This is a genomic window from Chamaesiphon sp. VAR_48_metabat_135_sub, from assembly GCF_031418915.1.
Taxonomy (GTDB): Bacteria; Cyanobacteriota; Cyanobacteriia; order Cyanobacteriales; family Chamaesiphonaceae; genus Chamaesiphon.
Genome location: NZ_JANOJV010000017.1, coordinates 1 through 14,933 on the forward strand (window position 1 = coordinate 1; position 14,933 = coordinate 14,933).

Consider the following 14,933-nt stretch of genomic DNA (forward strand, 5'->3'; position numbering starts at 1 on the left):
GGAGATGAACAAGCTCAATTTAGCCGGAATTCGGGTGCGGGTATCCCCAGGCTCCGTGCGCGGTTTGACCTTAAATAACTCCCCCGTACGCGGGGCGGAGGTCGATGTCGTGCTTCAGGGGCAAGATGCCGAAGTCCTCCGCCAAGCAGGGCGGCAAGTCCTGGCTGCTCTAGACGATCGAGTCAAATTATCCGCTTTCCGCCCCGATGCTGACGATCGCCAGCCAGAAGTCCAAATTCGCCCCAATTGGGAGCGTGCTAATGCTCTGGGCTTAACGACTCAAACTATTGGTAATACAATTCAAACCGCGATCGAAGGTTCTGTCCCCACCCAATTGCAGCGCAAAGAGCGGCTAGTCGATGTGCGGGTGCAACTAAACCAGGATCTACTCAAACAGCCCTCCCAATTGGCACAACTGCCCCTATTTGTCGCTAATAACGCCCTGGTGCGGTTGAGCGATGTTGCTACTATTACCGAGGGACAGGCTCCAGGCGAAATTCAGCGAATCGATCAGCGTCCGGTATTCCTGATCGCGGGTAGCTTAAATAAGGGGGCGAGTCTGGGCGCAGCACTAGCAGAAGTGCAACAAGTGATTTCTACCCTCGATTTACCCGACGGTGTGACATTACTCCCTAGTTATGCTGGGCGAACTAATCAAGAACTTCAAGCCGCGCTGTTCTCCCTGGGCGGTTTAGCAGCCTTTCTGGTCTTCGTCGTCATGGCAGTACAGTACAACTCCTTAGTCGATCCACTGGTGATTATGCTGACTGTCCCCCTCGCTCTAGTCGGTGGCATTTTGGGCTTATTTATCACTCAAACCGCGCTGGGAATTACCGTAGTCGTCGGCGCAGTCCTCCTCGTCGGGATTGTCGTCAACAATGCGATTATTATGATCGAAACAGCTAACCAAATTCGGGAAGAAACCGGAGTAGATCGACACACCGCCATCATCACCGCTGCACCCCAACGCCTGCGCCCGATCTTGATGACCACAATTACCACCGTATTAGGACTATTTCCCCTCGCTTTAGGCATCGGCGAAGGGTCAGAATTTCTCCAGCCATTAGGCATCGTCGTCTTCTCTGGTTTGACCCTAGCGACCCTGCTGACGCTGTTTATCATCCCTTGCTTCTATGTTCTCCTCCACGACATTTTCAGTCGGGATACGGGGATTATCACCCTAGCAGCACGAACACGCGATCGAGTCTTATCTGGTCGAAAATCTTAACTAACGTTTGCGATTGCCAGACCCCCGACTTCTTGGAGAAGTCGGGGGTCTAGATCTGTGAAAAGGCTGTTGCCGTCACCCATAGGAGAAAACCCAACAATCCCAGCGTTAACGGAACGATCGATTAGAATTATCGCGCATCTCTTCGCCTCCCCGATTCTCACAATTTTAAATATTCAATTCATATTCGATCGCCTAGCGTACCAGACACGATCGACATTGGTGGTGTTGGGTTTCATTCTTCAACCCAACCTACACTACGGGATATATTGATGTTATTCACTCGAAAAATTACGATCGATCTAGAGTTTCTTGGAGCTTCTTCTCGGCAATATTATTTTTTGTCCTAAATAACCTGCTGAATGTCGGTAGGATCAAAGCACCAATTCTCTGTTTCCGCGTGCAAATAATCCTTGGAATCTGGAATATACACCAGGCGGCAGTTCTGGGGGAAGTGCTGCGGCGGTAGCTGCGGGACTTTCTCCACTGGATTTAGGAAATGATTTCGGCGGTTCAATCCGTCAACCCGCTCATTTTTGTGGTGTCTATGGTTTGAAGCCTACCGATCGGCGGATTTCTACAGCGGGCGCGATTCCTGAAACACCAGGAATGCCAATTTGTCTGCGTCAAATGATGACGGTGGGTTGCTTGGCTCGATCGATCGCCGATCTCCAACTCTGCTTTGAAATAGTTGCGGGTGCAGATCCTCGTCGCCTTGATGTGCCACCAGTGCCACTGGATACACCTTCAGGCAAATCTTTACCAGATCTCAAAATTGCTTGGAGTGATGAATGGGCAGAAGTCCCCGTGACAAATGAGATTAAATCAGCAATGGTGGCGAGTGCCCAAAAGTTAACTGTCGCAGGTGCCCAGTTGAATCGCTGGATGCCGCCGAATTTCAACCTGTCAGAAATTTTTGAACTACACGGACTAATGGCAGCTTACTTGAATCGCTATGCTCAACCAGCAGATCTCTATAATCTGCGGCATAGTGCCGAATTATTGTGGCGAAATGCCACTCAAGGCGATAAAAAACTGCATTACCTGGGCAATTACAGTCGTTTTCTCCCCAAAATGTTGAATCCTAGTTTGCGGGGGTATTTTCAGACTTTGACGAAACGCGATCTATTTATTGCAGAGATGGATGTAGCAGGCGATTGGTGATTTCCGTCAGCCAAATGGCTATTGAAGCGAATGCGAACGGCTTGCCTTCTGCGCCAGCGATCGAGTCTTGTCTAGTCGAACATCGTAACTAATCGATTACGCAACTTTCAATTAATTTAAGCTGCTAACCATTGTTCTAAATCGATCGCACCTGTAAAATCTAACAAAGCCTCACCCAACGCTTCTAACCTCGCCAATGGTAAAGCCTTAATCTGCGCTTGAACTGCTGGTGAAATATCGCCCACCCGCTTTTTCAATAGTCGCAGAATGAGTTCGGATTCGCCCTCCTGACGACCCTCCTGACGACCGCGTTCTTCACCAATCTGACGACCGCGTTCTTCACCAACCAATTCTGCTGCTTGAATCTTTTCTAAATATAGTGGCGATAACTGCATAATTAACTCCTGCTCCTCTGGTTCGATAGTGACTCTAGCTTCCAAGATAACTTTCAGATTTCCCAACAAATCTAGGGCATTCTGGCGGTAAGGATTTCCCGCTGGTAATCCTGCGACTTCAGCAATCGCGCGTTCTTGCACTCTTCCCTTACCCATTAGTCTAAACCATATAGTTGCTGGTGTCCTTGGTAGTTGATGGATGACAATTATCCCCGTCTTCAAGGCTGGAGCTAGTAAATATACGCCCTCGCCCCAAGTTTCGAGATCTAATTTGGCTCCCAAACTCTCTAGCAGTTCTGCTGAGAGAGTGGGTGTCAAAATCCATAACATCGGTAACTTATCGTCTTCTAATTCGGGGCGATTTTGCCGTTTGGCTTCGCGAATCAGATGGCTGTGCAAATCGAACAATTTGGACATACAAGCCCGCACCTGGGGCACCTTGACCGAACTGCGATAAGGTTCAAACACCGCCGCAGTACTGGCACACTGACTGAGTAGCCCCAAATTTGAAGCGGGGACTAAATTGGGATCGGGGGTAAAGAACACATCCATTTCGCGGACTTCTCCGCTAATTTTGAGGGACGTTTGTACTTGACCTAGTGGGGTAGCAAAGATTCCAGAAAGTCTTTGGCAAACTGGTCGTGGGGAAATCGGGTCATCAGCAAACTAAATTTGTGTACCTATTTTAATCGATCGAACTGTCCTCAGCGATACCATTAAAAAAGTGCCCTAACCGCCTTGGCGACTGCTATGGTTGTGTCTACGATCGAACGATCTAATTCAGCTATTTGCCATATTAAATCATCGGTTTGACCCAAACTGCCATACTAGTTAGATTCAAGCAACCGACGGCACCAAACTGAGTGGTGAGAGCAACATCAGCAGCATCGCGTCCATAGGCGATCGCCACGCGATTACCACGGGCTTCTGGTTGGGTAGCGTCAAAGGTGTACCACCGGCCATCTAAATAGGCTTCAAACCAGGCATGTAAGTCCATTGGTTCTAATTGGTAGAGATAGCCAGCCACCATCCGCGCCGGAATATCCAAGGCGCGGCATAAAGCGATGCCGAGATGGGCGAAATCCCGACAGACTCCCACCCGCTGCTGGGCGGTATCGAGGGCAGAAGTAGAGGCGTTGCTAGTGCCATACTGATATTTGATGCGATCGTGAATCCATGATCGAATTGCGGCTACTTGGTCATATCCTGGCGCATGATCCGCGCTGATTTCCGTAGCGAGATCGAATAGCTGGTCTGACTGACAGTAGCGGCTGGGTAATAAAAACTGCAAAATCCAATCGGGCACAAATTCGATCGCGGTCATCGGTGCGCCAGGTGCGATCGCGATCGTATCACTCGTCTCAACCCATGCTTCGGTGCGAATGTCAAATGTGCCGACTGGAGTGATCAATCGCTGACAGAGATTGCCATGCACATCGGTATACTCCCTAGCAGGGACAAAAGGTTCTAGCAAATAAGTCTCTCGCAACACCCATTGACTATCGCCACTGCGAGCTTTTAACATCAGGATTAGTGGCGTGGGTTCGATCGCCTCAAATTTGAGATGACATCCTACTTCTAGTTTCATGGGTTCGGTGTGGATACGATCAGCAGATTATCTACTAGGATAATTTAATTAGCGGCAGGAAGGGCGGCACTACCTGGCTCTAGAATGGGATTACCCCCTGTAGGTTGGGTAGAGAGCACCGCGAAACCCAACAACCCCAGCGTTAACGCAACGATCGGTTAGAATTATCGGGCATCTCTTCGCCTCCCCGATTCTCACAATTTGAAATATTCAATCCATATTCGATACGAACATCGTAACTAATCGATTACACAGCCTTCACCTAATTTAAGCTGCTAACCATCGTTCTAAATCGATCGCACCTGTAAAATCTAACAAAGCCTCACCCAACGTTTCTAACCGCGCCAACGGTAAAGCCTTAATCTCCGCTTGAACTGCTGGTGAAATATCGCCAACCCGCTTCTTCAATAGTCGCAGAATGAGTTCGGATTCACCGATCTGGCGACCGCGTTCTTCACCAATCTGGCGACCCCGCTCTTCACCAACCAATTCAGCCGCTTGAATCTTTTCTAAATATAGTGGCGATAACTGCATAATTAACTCCTGCTCCTCTGGTTCAATAGTGGCTCTAGCTTCCAAGATAACTTTCAGATTTCCCAACAAATCTAGGGCATTCTGGCGGTAAGGATCGTCTGCTGGTAATGCTGCGACTTCAGCAATCGCGCGTTCTTGCACTCTTCCCTTACCCATCAGTCTAAACCATATAGTTGCTGGTGTCCTTGGTAACTGATGGATGACAATTATCGCCGTCTTCATTGACAAAAGTATGGAGATCGATCGTTACTTTTGTCATGTTTAGAGCAGATTAATCTATTACTATAGTTAGCTTATTTTACTCCTAGGCCGTGACTTTAGATCGAGGTAGAAATAGGATTTCAAGTAATAAAATAGCAGTATAGAACAATCCTGAATCAAAACCTAGATCATCATTGTTTGGTAAATACTAATTTATTACTTAAAGAGGACTTTATGATGTCAAAATTTACCGCATTAGCGATCGGGTTACTCACCGCGATCTCAATTGCACCACAGTCTCAAGCAGCAACAAATATTACCCCTTTAGCCGTGGAACGATCGACGGGAGACATCGCCCAAATTACTGTAAAAATCGGCGGACAACCACAATACTCCAACCGTTGGGAAGTACAGCGTCGTCGTCAGTTAGAGCTAGAGCGAGAACGCGAACGTGAAGCAGAACGCCGTCGCCGCAAATATTCTTTTCGACGCAATTATGACAAATATGATGGTGGATATCACCGCCGCTAAATTCACACCTTAAAAATAAAATCCTCAACTAATTTATCTACCTTTTCGTAGATGCTCGTTGGCGTAGCCTCTCCATCGGAGAATCGGTAGTTTGTCTGCTATTGTCACCAACATCGATTAGCTACAACATTACTGAGGAAAATCTCATGATTGAACGTGGGTCTAAAGTGCGGATTCTTCGACCAGAATCGTACTGGTTTCGGGAAGAAGGTACTGTGGCAGCAATGGACAAGAGTGGCATCAAATATCCCGTAATTGTCCGGTTTGATAAAGTCAATTATGCAGGTGTCAATACCAATAACTTTGGATTGCACGAGCTGCAAGAAACAGCCGCCCCAACTGCCAAATCTAAATCGACTGCCTCGCCTGGAGGTAAGCAAACGACAATCGAGCCAGCCACCCGCCGCACGGGGCAAGGTGATATGAAGGCAGATGTTCGCCCAGGCGCAGATCCCGAATCCGCAGCCGTAGACGATCCAACTGTTGAAGGCGCGCCTAATCAAGGAACAGAATCAAGATAGATAATTGGCGGGGCAATTGATTAATTGCCCCGCCAATTATCTATCTTTTGATAGAGTGAGGAATCTATCTTTAGGTACTGGCAGTTAGTGAGTGAGCCTTGATACGATCGAGATGTAATAATCATAGGCTTCACCAACAATGACTAACTTAATCAACGCAATAAAAAGCACATTGCGATCTTTTGAACTAAAATCACTTTATAAAGCTGTGCTAAGTTTTTTAGCAATCGCACTTTTAGTTACAACTACTGCCTGCAACGGCTCTGAGGTAGTTTCCAAAACAAATTTAGACAATCCACCTCCAGGCAAAATTACTGAGCTGTACAAGCCAATTACGCCAGAAGTTGGTGGCATGAATAACTATAGTGATGTCGATCCGCGCGTCGATACTTCTAAAGTAGATGGCAAAGTCGATCGATCGATAAAACAAGCTAAGGATTTGGCGCGAAAAGACACAAATCCATTGCAGCAAGTTAAAAAAGACTTCGACAATAAGGGAATTCAAGAAAGAGTTGAAGATGCTGCTGACAGTGTACGTCAATCTGCTCAAGAAACCGCAGATGGTATCTCAAAAGGCACCCGCAAGGGATTTGCAAATGTGAAGGAAAATGCGAATTCATTTAAGGATGATGTGGAGTCGGCAGTTAAAAAGGGGTATTAAGGATCGTGGATTAAATCACAAGGGGAAAACCCTAGAAATCCCCCTGGGACAAGCTACCACGTATACGGGCTTACCCCCCAACCCCCCCTTGGAAAGGGGGAGGCTCTACTCCCTCCCCTTGCAAAGGGGAGGGCTGGGGTGGGGTAAAGATCTACGCAGCAATTTAATTAAACAGCAATATCGTAAATAAAGAGGTCAAAATGTTTCTTCAAAATAAAAGTTCTGACACGCTAATTAAAATTACAGATCTGGAAACTTTATTCAATCCGCTCCGCAATGAGATCGAGGGAAGAATTCAAGAAGGGGAAGAAGAACAAGACATTCAACCTTTCCCCAAGCAGGATTTAACATTTGCATCGGGAGAAGATTTACCACGCTGTTGGATCGATCCAAATTATCGAAATTGATGCGGTTATTTTGCCAAATTGCGTTGTGAACCCTGAAAATTAAGGTAGGGGCAATTCATGAATTGCCCCTACCTTAATTTTCAGGGTTTGTCTCTAAAATAAATCATCGTTTCCAAGTAAAATAAAACGTTGTACCATGACCTAGTTCGGACTCTAATCGAATCGTGCCGCCTTCGGTTTCAATAATTTTCTTGACAATTGCAAGTCCAATTCCCGTACTGTCTGGACTATTTTGAGGATTCACTGCTTGGAAGATCGCAAAAACTTTGTCATGATTTTCTGGTGCAATGCCTGGGCCATCATCGGCGATTTCAAATTCATAAAAACCGCCGCATTCTTGGCAAGAAATCTGGATTGAGCCATCAGATCGATCGTGATGTTTAATCACGTTGCCAATCAGGTTAGCAAATACTTGGGATAAAAATAGCCGTTTGGTATTGAGCGTCGGGAGATTTGGCGCAATTGAAATCGAAAATGTCGGCGGTGGCGCGAGGGAATCGATCGTCTCAGCTAGCAATTGAGCCACACAGACAGGCTCAATTTTATCATTCGATCGACCAATCCGAGCATAGTCGAGCAATCCATCGATCGTCGCGGACATCCGAGCTACGCGGCTCCGCAATAGGACTAGTTGGGGCTGGATCTCGGTCAATATCTCTCCCTCTAAGTCTTCTTCAATCCACTGGGAGAGATTAGCAATTGCCCGCAGGGGTGCTTTGAGATCGTGAGAGACAATATGGACAAAGCTATCCAGATCTTGGTTGCGCTGTTCTAGAGCAGCTTGGATCTGCTTGAGATCGGTAATATCGTGCCCTTCGGCAACGATCGTCACAACTCGACCGATCTCATTAAATACGGGTTTGAGCGAAAAGTCTAGAACGATCTGACCGCCACTGGGAGCGGGAAATTGGAACTGATAGTTGATAAATTGCCCGTTGGCTGCCTCAAAGATCGCGGTTTTGAGTTGCGCTTGTAATTGCGGCGAATGCTTCCACCACGGCGTTTCCCAAAACTCTTTGCCGATGATTTCGGAGTATTGAGCGTAGCCCAAATGCGCAAACGAGTCTAACGCCGATCGATTAATTTCCAGTACAATCCCATTTAGACTCAATAATCCGATTCGCTCGAAAGTTTGGTTGAAAATAGCACTAAATTTCCACTCACTCGCCCGCAGTGCTGCGGCGATCTGTTCGAGTTCGGCTTCGACACGTTTGCTATCGGTAATATCCCGTGCGACAGCATACCATGATTTACTCTCAATCGATGGCGTAGCAGTCCACGACAACCAGCGATACGAACCATCTTGACAACGATAGCGATTCTCAAAATCGACCGCCATCGTACCTAAACTCAACCCATTTGCAGCCGAAATTGTATGTTCGAGATCGTCAGGATGAACGAAGTATGAAAAAGGTTGTGCCATTAATTCGGCACTCGTGAAGCCCAAAACTCGCTCAAACGCTGGATTGAGGCGAGTAAAATATCCTGCAAAATTTCCAGTTGCCAGCAGATCGATCGATAAATCGAAGAATCGATCGCGCTCATGCTCGGCTTGCTTTTGAACAGTTACATCCCGCCAAGCAGCCACAAATCCATCATTTAATTTACTGATGCGGGTATCATAGGATCTGGTCAGCAGTTGCGTCCCAAATACATCGGTATAAATCGAATCATCCAAGATCAGCGGTACGCCCGTTGTGACCACTTGACAGTACTTTTCAAACAATCCCGTCTCGCACTGCGCCGGAAACATCTCACACAGCCCTCTATCCATGTCAGCGGCAGTCATCTGATTGCTCTCCAATGCCGCTGCATTGAGATATTCAAACCGGAAGTCAATAATCTGCCCTGCGGTATCCCGTATTGCCGAGTAGATACCAAAGCGATCGAGCATCATGTCTAACGATACCCGCAATAGATCGTTAGACTGCTGTACTTGGAGCCGCAAGCGGGCATTTTCAATCGCACTAGCAACCGCTGACTGCAATCGCGCTGGAGTCAGGTCAAACGTAGCTATATAGTCCTGTGCGCCTAATTTAATTGCTTGCGCCGCAATGTTTTCATCACCTCTGCCCGTTACCATCACCACGGGCGGACTATTTCCATTACTTTGAGCGTGCAGTTTCGTTAAAAAATCCAGTCCATCCCCGTCGGGGAGCGAATAATCCAGTAGAATCGCATCAATTTTGCTCGTTGGCGCAGCCTCTCCCGTAGAGATCCGGTGCAATTCTATCCCCGCCCTCACCGATTCCGCTTCCAATATGCGGTAATCACAACTCGAATCAGTCAGGAGGAAATGCCCAAATAGCTCTCGGTGTGTTTGCAGATCGTCAACAATCAGCACTGTATAGGTTGGATTCGTCATAGTAGATGTCAATCAGCTCCGGTGATGGATAATATTGACTCTTTGGCACAGTCGTTGGGGTAGCTTTTCCTTAGGGGAATCGATACCATAGGTCTATCTTACTAGACTCCTGAATCGATCGAAGTTAATCACTACTAAATTTAAGAATTGACCGATCGATCTATCTATCTTTAGAAAGACGTTATTTGAAGAGAATTTTGCGATGCTATTTATAAAGTAAATAAATTGCCATGATTGCCAACCTGACAACTAACGGCTGGGAAATTATTTATCATCGCGCTCATGCACTACTTGCCGCCCAAATTGCGGGTCATTGGCACACGCCTGATGATACAGCTCATCTGGTAGAAACGATCGCCGCAATCGCCCATCATGACGACTTAGAGCGCGAATGGCAAGGCGATCGTTTAACTAAAGCAGGTGCCCCATTTGACTTTACCGGAGGGCGGCTGTGGATCGATTCCAGCACTGTACGAGCATATTGACGATGCGCGCTATCGCGGGCGATGGGTTGCACTGTTGGTTTCAATGCACATGACTTTTTTGAGTCAAGGAAAATATGGCGAAATTCCCGAACTTGATGAGTTCTTAGATCGACAAATCGAGCTACAAACAGCTTGGCGAAAAAGCTTAAAAGTCAAGAAAGTTGATGCCGAAAAAGCCTATGCAATGTTGCAATGTTGCGACAGGTTATCGCTGATCTTATGTCAAAAGCAGATTCCTGAAGGAGAAAGAGTGCTGGAAATAGCTAAAGGGCCAACTGGAGAGCGTCACGATATTTTGAAACGCTCTGACGAGACTCTCAGCGTCAAGCCCTGGCCATTTAGAGCTGAAAAATTTACGATTCATGTTGATGCTTGTTATCCCACCCAGATGAAATTTGATAGCAACCAAGAATTGGTTGAATCGTTGCAACATGCAGCAATAAGCTCGCTCCAGTGGACTTTTGTTAAATAAACATCTCTGAGTAAAGTGCTGTTTGCAAGGTCGAGTAATTGGTAAGCATTTCGACTCGGATCTTTATAGATCGATTCCAAGAATTAAATGCGGCTAAAGCTTAATAAGTCCTCTAGATCGGCTAACAATTTTACTTCGATCAGCATAATTTCTTTGGCACTATTGAGCTGCATCGACCAGCTTATATTGACGGTAAACCAGTTTATTTCTACTTTACCTTGAATTTGATATTGAGTGCGATCGCAACTGTCTAGAGAAGATGCTGTGCCAACACTCGTTAGTATTTCTCCATACTCTGGCAAGAATTTTATTCCTTTAGCTTCTTTTTCTAAGTATTGAGCGATCGCCTCTCTACCCTGAAGCTGTTTGTCAAAGGGAGGATTCAAACACCCTTGTGCTGCAAATAACTCAGCGGTTGCGGTAAATTCACCATTATTCAATCTGGCAAAGTATTCATAAATAATTGGCTCGTGAATACCCTGAATATCAATCTTCAGAATTAAAGGCTCTGTTGATGATGTAGATACGTTATTTGAAATAGTGGTTTTCATAGATCTAAGTTTAATAATTTAAAGTCCTAATCTATCTATGAAATCACAAATATTATTTATTTCAATCTGTCTTTAGATCGATCGCAATATCCTCCCAAAGTGAGTCTCGATCGATCTAAACGATCGGTATGGTAGAGAAGACGAATTAGGATATTTCCTGTGGCAACTACTACTTCAAATATAAGCCCTGAATTAGCTTCGGCTTTCACCGCTTTATCGACAGACCAACAGCTTGGATTATTGTGGTTTATCTACAAAGAAATTGGTAAATCGATTACCCCTGCGGCACCTGGAGCTAGCACCGCCGCCCCAGCCATCGCAGAAGGACTATTCAAACAAGTAGCCGAAATGAGCCACGATGAACAGTTACAAGTTCAGCGCGATCTCGTAGAGCATAAAAATAACTTAGTCAGCCGCGAGTATGGTGCATTAAGCGATACCACAAAATTATTGTTCTGGTACTTGTTGGCACAGGGTATGGATCGGACTGAAATTATTCCGATGCCAGATAACTATACCCTCGAAGCTCAAGCAGCTCAGTGCTTACAGCAACTCCAACAACTCGAACATGCCGAACAGATTACGATGTTACGGGATTTAGTTGCAGGGATGGGAGTCGATCCTAGCTCTAGCCCTCACGATCCTGCTACAGGACTGTAATCTTAACACTCAAAACTACTTTCGATCCTTTCTTTTATTTAGGAGTCAAAAATGCAAAAGTATATCTGTAAAACATGCGGACATGTCTACGATCCCGCCGTTGGCGATCCTGATTCAGGAGTTGAAGCAGGCATTCCATTTGAAGCATTGCCTGATGATTGGGTTTGCCCAACCTGCGGTGCCAAAAAGACTGATTTTGAGCCAGAGGACGCACCAATGCCTGGGATGGTTGTTCCCGTCGGTGAGTAGAGTCGTCGATCGCGTGCTTTCCATTAGAACATTTTTAGAAAGAATTAAGTCGTTGGCGGAGCCTCTCTAAAAGAGAATCGAGCGCAATCATACCCTACGATCCTATGATCGTAGGGTATATCTTTGCAAACAATTTTATCCCCCAGAAATTGCAACTTTAGGATGAGAAACTAATATTTATAGGTATTCCTTTCAGTAGAGTACAGGGATAGGGTCGATCGAATACGATCTCAGGTAGAGCGCACATATATAAGTCGGAGATCCAAATGCCTACCCCTGAAGACAGAAAAGACATCAACAATCCCCCCCTAACTCCAGAGCAGAGATCCTACGAACAGGGATATACTCAAGGTCAGGGGAAAGAAAACGAGCTACAGCAGCGAGAGCGTAACGCCGAAAACAGCGGTGCTGCTAGCGGTTTAGCTATAGGCGGCATCTTGGCAACTTTAGTCGGTTTAGGTGCAGCTTACTACTACTGGGGACAGCCTGCGCCGACACCCACAACTATTATTAATAACCCGCCTGTTGCGCCTGTTGCCGCACCAGTTGCCCCTCAAAAAGAAACTAAGATTATCGAGCGAACGATCGAGAAAACCGCCCCAGCCGCCCCGCCGAAAGTAGTCAAAGTCCCCACGCCTGTTCTAGTTCCAGGTGCAACGAAAGTAATTGAAGTGCCTAAACCTTTTGCTGTACCCGTAGTACCTGCCACGCCGGCGAAGTCAGATCAGCCTAAGGAAAGTTCTGAAAAAGAAAGTTCCACCCCTGCGGCGACTCCTTCTCCTGTGGCGACTCCTTCCCCTGCGGCAAGCGATAGTTCCCCCTCACCGAATAACCCTGACGCTGGGACAAATTAGTTCAAAAACACTGTTTTAGATCTGGTAAATCTAATCCTAAACGATGAGTCTACAGCAAATTACAACCGACATTCCGCTAGTTCGACCACCCTTGGGGGTGCGCTTGCGCGTTCGGCTAAAAAATAATAAGATATACAATCGCTTCATAGCAACCTTTCTATCTATTTAGCCTTTTTAGGGCGTTGGCGTTGGCGTTCGCGTTCGCGAAGCGTCTGCCTGCGCAGAAGCGTCTGCCTGCGCAGAAGCCTTTGCCTCAGCAGAAGCCTCTCCCGTGGAGAATCGCTTGGACTAGCGGAATGTGGGTTACAATTTGACTCCGATCTTCACACCAAATTGGTAAAATATACTGCATCTACTATTACTCCCAATCTTAATTTACTGCGCCACCAGATAAAGATGGTGCCTAATCAAATTTTGGCAAGATCGATATCCTAATTAAACGTTAAATCCTATGAAATTCCACGATTTACGTCGCTTTAACCTAGATACATTAGTCGTTCTCAAAGGTGCTCTATCTTTAATTAGAGATCCTCAACAAACGGACTCTGTTTATGATATCGAAGATGGCATGAAACATAGTGCCGCAATGGCAGCAGCTACTCGCCAGATGATGGCACAGCCAGAGATTGCTGGTTTAGCAGCAGAACGCTATCTTGCCGTCGCCCCAGATATCCCCAAATTGTTGCAATATCCGCCGGATTCGCTCGGATATGCCTATGCTAACTATATTCACACTGCTGGTTTCGATCCAGGTTTTTATCGCCCGATGGCTGTGGAAGATGATACTAGCTATCTATTATTACGCTTGCGACAGACCCACGATATCTGGCATGTCGTGACGGGATTTTCGACTAATGTGCCTGGAGAGTTGGGATTGAAAGCTTTTGAACTCGCCCAAACGCGGCGGACAATGGCGGGGATTTTGATTGCTGGTGGTTTTCTCAAATGTTTACTCCAAACACCAGACGAACTCGATGAGTTACTCGATAATATTTCTCGTGGCTACCGGATGGGTTTACAAGCTCAACCATTATTAGCCCAAAAGTGGGAGGACAATTGGGATAAATCTCTCAGTGAATGGCGATCGAAATTAGGAATTACACTCGTTAGTGAAGACGCTCTGGAAGAGCATCGCCTGTTGACTAGCATTGATTAATTATCAAAAAAATACCAAACTATTCAATCTCAAGCATAAGTTATACGGCTCAACTCAACTAGATTTGCGTCGTGTCTTTGCATTTTTTTACTTAATTAAAATTATCTAAAAACCCTTATATTTACATAAATATTAATTACCATGAATACACCCAATACATCGACCCAACAGCCATCGCGGTGGCAAATAGCGACAATAGCAGCAATTGCATTTGCTATTATTTGGAATTTCCTGACTAATTGGTTTCCACCTACAGGAGTCACGATCGCTAAATTATCAGATACAGTTTTTGCTAATGTTAAAATCATCCCTGCAAACTATGCTTTCGCTATCTGGGGCGTGATTTATATTGGTTTAATTACTTTTGGCTTTTATCAACTAGATTACCGTCGTGCTGATAATCTGCCCTTGCAACAAACTCGCCCTTGGATCGTGCTGGCATCTCTGCTACAGTCTGCGTGGATTTTGTTATTTTTGTATCAACAAATGATTCTGTCTTCATTAGTAATGCTGGGCATTGTGTGGTCATTAATTAAATGTTATCGCAGCCTCCATTCGTCGCAACCAAATCTTCGTCGATCCCATCCCACTTGGGTACCGAGTGTCTTTAGTATCTATCTGGGTTGGATTAGCGTTGCGACGATCGTTAATATCGCTTCTACCCTGGATAGTTTTGGCTGGCAAGGTGCGCCTTTATCTCCCAGTTTGTGGACGCTGTTGATGATGGCGATTAGCGTGGGTTTGGCATTAATACTACTTCGTGTCTATGCCGATCGAGCTTTCGGCGGCGTAATTATTTGGGCAATTGGGGGGATTACGATCGCCAATTTAAACAACCCAGCGATCGCCCTCGGTGGCTTATTAGCGATCGCCATGCTAACTATAGTGATGTTGCCGCGATCGAGTTCACG

At 46.1% G+C, this 14,933-nt stretch carries 18 protein-coding genes; 13 read left to right on the forward strand and 5 right to left on the reverse strand.

All coding sequences use genetic code 11. The features are described from left to right. Together RMO55_RS00705 and RMO55_RS00710 are read left to right on the forward strand one after the other, a co-directional pair. Positions 1-1,228 (forward strand): efflux RND transporter permease subunit (locus tag RMO55_RS00705; protein WP_310421973.1); only part of this gene is annotated, 1,228 nt, incomplete at its 5' end. Positions 1,229-1,618: 390 nt separating this feature from the next. After that, entirely contained in the window at positions 1,619-2,392 is a 774-nt protein-coding gene (locus RMO55_RS00710; protein ID WP_396134142.1) for an amidase family protein, read from the forward strand. Between the two features lie 116 nt (positions 2,393-2,508). Here the strand turns inward: RMO55_RS00710 and RMO55_RS00715 are convergent, their stop codons facing one another. The 3 genes from RMO55_RS00715 to RMO55_RS00725 all read right to left on the reverse strand — a co-directional run bounded on the left by RMO55_RS00715 (position 2,509) and on the right by RMO55_RS00725 (position 5,131). Beyond that, a complete protein-coding gene (locus RMO55_RS00715) occupies positions 2,509-3,339 on the reverse strand; it encodes a DUF4351 domain-containing protein (RefSeq protein ID WP_310421976.1) in 831 nt (276 codons plus the stop codon). Positions 3,340-3,583: 244 nt separating this feature from the next. Further along, a complete protein-coding gene (locus RMO55_RS00720; RefSeq protein WP_310421978.1) occupies positions 3,584-4,375 on the reverse strand; it encodes a transglutaminase family protein in 792 nt (263 codons plus the stop codon). 267 nt (positions 4,376-4,642) lie between these two features. Then, a complete protein-coding gene (locus RMO55_RS00725) occupies positions 4,643-5,131 on the reverse strand; it encodes a DUF4351 domain-containing protein (RefSeq protein WP_310421981.1) in 489 nt (162 codons plus the stop codon). Positions 5,132-5,344: 213 nt separating this feature from the next. Here RMO55_RS00725 and RMO55_RS00730 point away from each other — a divergent pair, with 213 nt between their 5' ends. From RMO55_RS00730 to RMO55_RS00745, 4 genes are all read left to right on the forward strand, one after another. Continuing rightward, entirely contained in the window at positions 5,345-5,641 is a 297-nt protein-coding gene (locus tag RMO55_RS00730; protein WP_310421984.1) for a hypothetical protein, read from the forward strand. Between the two features lie 146 nt (positions 5,642-5,787). Further along, positions 5,788-6,162 carry a photosystem I reaction center subunit IV gene (locus RMO55_RS00735; RefSeq protein WP_310421987.1) on the forward strand — a complete coding sequence of 125 codons (375 nt, stop codon included), beginning with the start codon at positions 5,788-5,790 and terminating at the stop codon, positions 6,160-6,162. Positions 6,163-6,370: 208 nt separating this feature from the next. Then, the gene (locus RMO55_RS00740) at positions 6,371-6,823 is read left to right on the forward strand and encodes a hypothetical protein (protein WP_310421990.1); all 453 of its coding nucleotides are present in this window, start codon (positions 6,371-6,373) and stop codon (positions 6,821-6,823) included. A 200-nt stretch (positions 6,824-7,023) separates the two neighbouring features. Then, positions 7,024-7,230 carry an acetyltransferase gene (locus RMO55_RS00745; RefSeq protein WP_310421993.1) on the forward strand — a complete coding sequence of 69 codons (207 nt, stop codon included), beginning with the start codon at positions 7,024-7,026 and terminating at the stop codon, positions 7,228-7,230. Between the two features lie 103 nt (positions 7,231-7,333). On the opposite strand, the gene RMO55_RS00750 is transcribed toward RMO55_RS00745, so the two are convergent. After that, entirely contained in the window at positions 7,334-9,595 is a 2,262-nt protein-coding gene (locus RMO55_RS00750) for a PAS domain S-box protein (protein WP_310421996.1), read from the reverse strand. A 230-nt stretch (positions 9,596-9,825) separates the two neighbouring features. Between RMO55_RS00750 and RMO55_RS00755 the strand changes: the two genes are divergently transcribed. Then, positions 9,826-10,080 (forward strand): DUF3891 family protein, encoded by a 255-nt coding sequence (locus RMO55_RS00755; RefSeq protein ID WP_310421998.1) that lies wholly within the window; start codon positions 9,826-9,828, stop codon positions 10,078-10,080. Continuing rightward, positions 10,025-10,552: a DUF3891 family protein gene (locus RMO55_RS00760; RefSeq protein WP_310422001.1), complete on the forward strand. Its 528-nt coding sequence runs from the start codon at positions 10,025-10,027 to the stop codon at positions 10,550-10,552. Before RMO55_RS00755 ends, RMO55_RS00760 begins: the two co-directional genes overlap by 56 nt. An 83-nt stretch (positions 10,553-10,635) precedes the next feature. Here RMO55_RS00760 and RMO55_RS00765 read toward each other — a convergent pair whose 3' ends face one another. Continuing rightward, positions 10,636-11,103: a nuclear transport factor 2 family protein gene (locus RMO55_RS00765; protein ID WP_310422004.1), complete on the reverse strand. Its 468-nt coding sequence runs from the start codon at positions 11,101-11,103 to the stop codon at positions 10,636-10,638. A gap of 159 nt (positions 11,104-11,262) precedes the next feature. On the opposite strand from RMO55_RS00765, the gene RMO55_RS00770 reads away from it, so the two are divergent. The 5 genes from RMO55_RS00770 to RMO55_RS00790 form a co-directional block, all read left to right on the forward strand. Next, positions 11,263-11,763 (forward strand): orange carotenoid protein N-terminal domain-containing protein, encoded by a 501-nt coding sequence (locus tag RMO55_RS00770; RefSeq protein ID WP_310422006.1) that lies wholly within the window; start codon positions 11,263-11,265, stop codon positions 11,761-11,763. Positions 11,764-11,814: 51 nt separating this feature from the next. After that, positions 11,815-12,012, forward strand: a complete 198-nt coding sequence (gene rd / locus RMO55_RS00775) for a rubredoxin (protein WP_396134141.1) — start codon at positions 11,815-11,817, stop codon at positions 12,010-12,012. Between the two features lie 266 nt (positions 12,013-12,278). Further along, positions 12,279-12,866, forward strand: coding sequence for a hypothetical protein (locus RMO55_RS00780; RefSeq protein ID WP_310422010.1), 588 nt, complete (start codon positions 12,279-12,281; stop codon positions 12,864-12,866). A gap of 451 nt (positions 12,867-13,317) precedes the next feature. Next, positions 13,318-14,022, forward strand: a complete 705-nt coding sequence (locus RMO55_RS00785; protein WP_310422013.1) for a Coq4 family protein — start codon at positions 13,318-13,320, stop codon at positions 14,020-14,022. Between the two features lie 141 nt (positions 14,023-14,163). Then, a partial coding sequence (locus RMO55_RS00790; protein WP_310422016.1) for a tryptophan-rich sensory protein occupies positions 14,164-14,933 on the forward strand: 770 nt, incomplete at its 3' end.